Consider the following 5,928-nt stretch of genomic DNA (forward strand, 5'->3'; position numbering starts at 1 on the left):
TTAATGGTTTCCCTAATGGAGATATTCCTCCAGGGGCATCCTTTAAAGATGGTGTATTAACTTGGAGTATGTTAGGAAGCGGTGTAGTAGCAGAAGAATTTACAGGTCCAGATAACTTGCCAAGATATAGATACAAGATAACGTATAAAATCACTTTAAATAGAGATAAAGAGGGGTTTTTAAATTATGCTAATTATCCTGCTAATGGAAGAACATTTTTAAATTATTATATAGGAAATGATTTTAATCCAGAAGTGTCAGAAACAATAAAGGAAGAGTTTATTGTTCCTGTAGTTACTGGTGGAGGAAAAATTGAAGAGTATATAACAGTTAAACCATTAGATATGATTGCTTATCAAGGTGGAGATTCAGCTTCAGGAGATACTTTTCCGAGACCATATTTTTCATTTAAAAAAGGAGATGGAACATTTTTCACGGATGAAGAGTTAAGTAAGTTTACCTTTTACTTTGATGGTGAAGAGCATATAGCAAATAGCCATGATTATTATATTTATGAATATCCATTCAGAGCATATTATAAAGATAAGGATACAGGAGAAATATATAATGATCCCAATTCTTATTCAGAGAATATAGGATTTTACGATATTGAACTAACAACTATGGAGGTAAATGGAGTAAAACATACTGCGATAGCTGTAGATGAAGGTGGAAAAGTTTATGGGTTTAATTTTGAAGAAGGGATATTAGAAGTAAGGCCACAAAACTTTTTAGAAAAAACAACATTTACTAAATATCAAGTTGATGATATTTCAGGAGATGTCATTGATCCAACAGCTGTAGTACCAAATGGAACTATATTTTTTAATTCAGCAGGAATTAAGATTGAAGATACTTCAGCGGTTTCATTAATGAAGGATCAAATTTTTGACCCAAAGAAAAAGGAAATAATGAAAAATATAATAGAAACTCATAGCTTTACTAAAGGAATGTCTTATATTTTAAAATATTTAGATTTAGTAGATCATAATGATGGAAATATTATAGTAACAGCTCATAAGGATGATGGACAGTTAACTAATGAAAAAATAACTATTTATTATCCATGTCCAAGTGGAACAGACGAGAGTTATACATTTAAGATATTACATTTTAAAGATGTAAAAAGGACAGATAATGATGAGTTTCAAAATATAGATGAAATAGTACCAGAAAAAACTGATAAGGGATTAAAATTTACTATAGATAGTTTTAGTCCATTTGCAATTGCTTATAAGGCTCCAATATACATTCGTCAAGTAATATTAGATGAAAACTTAGATGCTGGAATAATTGGAGATGGATATGTAACTATTGATAAGGGGTTAAGTTCCTATAATAAGTATATAAAATCAGGGAAGCTTGATGTAGATTATACTACCTTATACTTTGATACAGCATTATCAGATAGATTTAAAATAAATCCAATAGTTCCAACTAATTATGTTCTTGATAAAATTACTATGAAAAAGATAAATAGTGAAGAGAATACAATAGATAATGGGGAATTTAAATTAGATTTTGATGAAAAAGTGTGGATTACAATATATATAAGACCTATTAATGGAATAATACCACCATGGTCAGTTGATACTATTAATAATGATATGGGTAATATTTCTTTAAATAAAACTAATTAATAAACTTTTTTAATTATATGATTAGTTTTAGGTAGGTGCAAGGTGAAGTATTTAAATAAGGTAGTTAAACCAATGTGTATTTTTATAATAATAAGTATTATCATATTTTGCATATGGAAACTAGCAGAGGGTAAATTACTATCAATAGAAATTAAGAAATTAGATGAGGCAATAGAAGAATATAGACCTAAAAGTGAAGAAGTAGATAAAACTATGCTTTTAGAATTAATTAAAAAAAATCAAGATGTAATTGGGTGGATTAGAATTGATAATACAAATATAGATTATCCTATTTTAAAGGGGAAAGACAATTTATTTTATTTAAGCCATAATGTATTAAAAGAACCTTCAAAGGCAGGTTCAATTTTTATGGATTTTAGATGTAATGATGATTTTTCATCTTTTAATAATATTCTTTATGGTCACCAATTAAAAAGTGGGGAAATGTTTGGTGATATAAGAAAATTTAGAGATAAAAATTATTTTGATAGTCATAAGACAGGATGGCTTTTTACAATAGAAGAAACCTATAAGATTGAAATATTTTCTTATATAAATACAACTTCAGACTCGAAAATATATGAAACTGTATTTTTATCGCCTAAGGAAATAGAAAATCATATAGATTATATATTAAATAAATCATTATATTTAAGTGATGATAATATTAAAAAGGAAGATAGGATAATAACATTATCTACTTGTTCATATGAAACAGAAGATTCAAGAGATGTAGTTATAGGGAGAATAGTTAAGAGGGAATAGTGAAAAGTGAAGAGGAATATCTCTTCACTTTTTTCTTTACTACAACGCTATTAAGTTGATTTAATTTATTAGATAAATTAAAATAGTGTTATATAAAAAAGAGTAAAGGTTGAGAAGAGATGACTAAATTATATTTAACAAGACATGGTGAAACAGAGTGGAATGAAAGTGGAATAATGCAGGGGTGGGGGGATTCTCCGCTAACAGAGCTAGGAAAATTACAAGCTATATGGTTAAGGGATAGAATAAAGGATTTACATATAGATGTTATTTATTCAAGCCCAGTAGGAAGAGCCTTTAACACTGCTAAAATAGTTAAGGGTGATAAAGAAATACCATTATTAACTCATGATGGATTAAGAGAAATAAACATTGGTGGATGGGAAGGCTTAAACCAAGATCAAATGAAAAAATTAGGTGAAGATAATTATTATAATTTTTGGAATGTGCCATCTAAGTACAATCCAATAGGTAATGGAGAAAAATTTGAAGATGTAAGAGAAAGAGCTTACAAAGCTGTAAATGAGATATTAGAAAAGGAAAAAGGTAAAAGTATATTAATAGTAACTCATACAATTACATTAAAGTCTTATTTATGTGCATTAGAGGGAAGAGATATAGATACTTTATGGGAACCACCATTTATAAAACAAACTAGTTTAACAGAAATAGATTTTAATGATGATAATAGTTATGAAATGTTATTAACAGCATGTATGGAACATCATCAATATTCTAAAAAAGAATATAATGAATTTAAATAAAATTAAAACCCGAATTGTATGAAAATATAATTCGGGTTTTAATTTTATGAAAAAAGTCGAACAAATACAATTGTAAGCATTTTTATAAAATGGTAAAATAAGTATGTAAAATTTAAAAGATTAATGGAGGGTAAAAATTTGAGAACAAAAAAATTATTAGCATTAGTTCTTTCAGCCACAGTATGTTCAAGCCTAATTGCAGGAATAGGAACTACTGAAGTAAAAGCTAACGACGGTGGCAAGGTAGAAGTAACTGAGGGAAATGGTCAAATAACTATTGGAAATGAGTACATCGAGAGAACGTTTACGTTAGAAGGCGGTAAAGTTAAGACTAAAGAAATTGTAAACTCAAGAGCTAATACAACATTTACTCCAGAAGAAGGATCAGAAGAATTTTTAATAAGCACAAAGAAGCAAGTAGACAAGGGATGGAAGCTAGTATCTGTAAGTAGTGAAGAGAAATCATCTGAAAATGGAGCTGCTATTAATGCCTTCGATGGAGATCCTAATACAATGTGGCATACTAAATACAGTGGAGGAGTGTCTCAATACCCACATCATATAGCTATTGACTTAGGTGAAGAAAAAGAACTTACAGGTTTTACTTATTTACCAAGACAAAGTGGTACTAACGGAGATATTAAGGACTATGAAATATATGTAAGTAATGATGCTGAAAATTGGGGAGAACCTGTAAAAACTGGTACATTCCAATATAATGGTAAAAATAAAATAAGTATAAAATTTGATGATGTAGTAAAAGGAAAATATATAAAATTAGTAGGTAAGAATGCAGTTAATGGTCAAGCTTTTGGGGCCGCTGCTGAAATCGATATTATTGAAAATGGAGCTGTAGAAGAAGAAATTATTCCAGGAGTTAAAACTTCAGATTTAGAGCTTGGAGAAACTAGAGTGGTTGATTCAGCTGAAGATAATGGAAAGAGAATTATATTTGATTTTAAACCATATATAGTAGATGGAGTAGAATGGGATATAGATATGAATGTGGTTATGGAAAATGGAGATCACTTCATGAGAAAGTATTTAGAAATAAAAGTTGATGGTGGAGAAACAACACCAATAGATTATATTGATTTAGAACATTTAATAGTTGGTGAAGATGATGGTCCTACATGGTCAAGGCCAGATATGCAACCAGCATTTATGTCAGGTTACCAAACAGCTTTAGGACAACCAGTTTATATTAATGGTATGTTCTATGGAAGTGAATTCCCTCAAACTGATAATAGAATAGTTGATACCAATGAGGGTGATTTAGCTCATTTTAGATATTTTACAGGTAAAACATTTGATCAATTAGATAAAACTGAAGATGGAAAATATGTAACTTGGCAAACTGTAGCAGGGGCTGCAAGAAGTACTGATGAATCAGTTATTCAATCAGATTTCTTTAGTTATATAGATACTATTTCAACTAGAACTAACTTTAGAAAGCAATATAACTCATGGTATGACCATATGTTAAATATTACTTCTGATAATATTCAAGGTTCATTTAATGAAATAGAAAAAGGATTATCACAACATGGTGTAGAGCCAGTAGATGCATATGTTGTTGATGATGGATGGAATAACTATAATGGAGATTTCTGGTCATTTAATAATAAGTTCCCTAATGAACTATATGATGCAACAGAATTTACAGAAAAAGTTTCATCAAAATTTGGATTATGGCTTGGACCAAGAGGTGGATATAACTGGCCAAGTTCCTTTGCACAAAATATGGAGAGAGCTGGAAAGGGTGGATATAATCCAGCAGGAGGAGATGTTTGTGTAGGACATCCAGAATATATAAAGAATATCACAGCTTTATTCTTAGATTATATGAATAGATTTGATATAAATTACTGGAAGCTTGATGGATTCTTAGTAAGTCCATGCCCAGTTAAAACACATGGTCATATGACTGGTGGAGATAATGGAATGTACATGGTTACAGATACTTATGAGCAATGGGTTAAAGTATTTGAAGCTATGAGAGAATCAAGAGAAGCCCAAGGTAAAGACTTATTTATTAATATGACTTGTTATGCAAGTCCAAGTCCATGGTTCTTACAATGGGTAAATACAGTTTGGTTACAAAATAGTAATGATGTTGGATTTGCATCAGGAGATGGTGGACCTGTACAAAAGGTTGATGGATCATATATGGATGCAATGTTAACTTATAGAGATGATAGGTATTTTGATTTCTATAGAACAAGACAATTCCAATTCCCAGCAGCTAATATTTACAATCATGACCCAATTTACGGAAACACTAACACTTATGGTGGTGGACCTGTAACTATGAATACAGAACAATTTAGAAAATATTTATTTATGTTAATGAGTAGAGGAACTGCATTCTGGGAACTTTACTATAGCTATAATATGATGGATGATGAAAAATGGGCTGTAAATGCAGAAGTATTAAAGTGGGGAGAAGAAAACTTTGATATTTTAAGAAATGCTAAGCTTATAGGTGAGACTCCTAAAAATGGAAATGTTTATGGATATTCAGCTTGGAATGGAGCAGATGGTATTGTTTCACTTAGAAATCCATCAAGCGTAGAAAAGACATATACTTTAACTTTAGATAGATTAATAGGTGTTGGAGAAGGAGCAGAGAATCTTTCAAAGACAACAGTTTATCCATATGGAGTAAAGGAAGATGATAGAACTTACAACTATGGAGATACAATAACTGTAACATTAAAACCACATGAAGTTTTAATATGGCAATTTGGTGCAGAAGA

4 protein-coding genes are annotated in these 5,928 nt (G+C 30.0%); all 4 read left to right on the plus strand.

Going from position 1 to position 5,928, the window contains the following annotated elements:
• A partial coding sequence (locus ACRDBA_RS07975) for a hypothetical protein (RefSeq protein ID WP_438572394.1) occupies window positions 1-1,640 on the plus strand: 1,640 nt, incomplete at its 5' end.
• 42 nt (window positions 1,641-1,682) lie between these two features.
• On the plus strand, window positions 1,683-2,405 hold the full coding sequence (gene srtB, locus ACRDBA_RS07980) for a class B sortase (protein ID WP_438572395.1): 723 nt from the start codon (window positions 1,683-1,685) through the stop codon (window positions 2,403-2,405).
• A gap of 119 nt (window positions 2,406-2,524) precedes the next feature.
• On the plus strand, window positions 2,525-3,169 hold the full coding sequence (locus ACRDBA_RS07985) for a histidine phosphatase family protein (RefSeq protein ID WP_438572396.1): 645 nt from the start codon (window positions 2,525-2,527) through the stop codon (window positions 3,167-3,169).
• 138 nt (window positions 3,170-3,307) lie between these two features.
• A partial coding sequence (locus ACRDBA_RS07990) for a discoidin domain-containing protein (RefSeq protein WP_438572397.1) occupies window positions 3,308-5,928 on the plus strand: 2,621 nt, incomplete at its 3' end.

Source organism: Clostridium sp. (genome assembly GCF_051654825.1).
Lineage (GTDB): Bacteria > Bacillota > Clostridia > Clostridiales > Clostridiaceae > Clostridium.

What these genes read in the sequence shown, in the direction of transcription:
- ACRDBA_RS07985 (WP_438572396.1), top strand. Translation starts at nt 2,525, where the DNA reads ATGACTAAATTATATTTAACAAGACATGGTGAAACAGAGTGGAATGAA.